The sequence below is a fragment of the Bacillus sp. M5A3_1b genome (assembly GCF_053345335.1).
The window spans coordinates 1-783 of the sequence record NZ_JBKEZY010000036.1; the positions used below are offsets into that span (position 1 = coordinate 1).

The 783-nt window shown below is 34.4% G+C and carries 1 protein-coding gene; it reads right to left on the bottom strand.

Annotated features, from left to right (window positions below):
* Positions 1-783: SpaA isopeptide-forming pilin-related protein (locus ACLBWW_RS28595; protein WP_447614405.1), on the bottom strand; the 783-nt coding region annotated here is incomplete at both ends.

The following is a 783-nucleotide window of genomic DNA, read 5'->3' on the forward strand; positions in this document are numbered from 1 at the left end:
ACTCTATTTTTTTACCATCTTTGTACACTTCGAATTCTGCGTCTGATAATACTTTCGTTTTATCTTCTGCATCTACTTTTACGATTTCAAATTGACCAAGGCTCTTACTGTTTGTTACTTTTACATCAATAACTTTTTCACCATCAACTGTTACATGAATTACTTGTTTTGTTAACTCATAACCTTCTGGTGCTTTTGTTTCTTCTAACATATATTCACCAGGCACTAGTCCATCTACTTTAACAATTCCAGACTTATCTGTTGTAATTCCTTCTTTTACAACATTCCCTTGCGCATCTTTCAATGTGAATTCTGCGCCCGCTAAACGTTTCGCTTGATCTTTATCATCCGTCTTAATAATTTGTAGAGAACCTAAGATTCTTTCGTTTTCCGCCTCTACTTTTACTACTTCTTTCTCGTTTTGTATTGTTACTTTCCATTCTTTATTTGAAAGCTTGTAACCTTCTGGTGCTTTCGTTTCTTTCACTGTATATTCACCTAATGGTAATTTTGGTGACATCACTTTTCCACTCTCATCTGTTTTCAGTTCCGCTACCTTTTTACCATCTTTATATACTGTAAATTCTGCACCTGATAATACTTTCGCTTTATCATTCGCATCTACTTTTACAATCTCAAATTGACCTGTTACTTTTTCATTCATAACTTCTTGTTTTACTACTTCATTTGCTACTACGTTTACTTCCACTTTTACTTCTACTGCTTTATAGCCTTCTGGCGCTTTCGTTTCTTCTAACGTGTACTTTCCTGGCACTAAGTTTT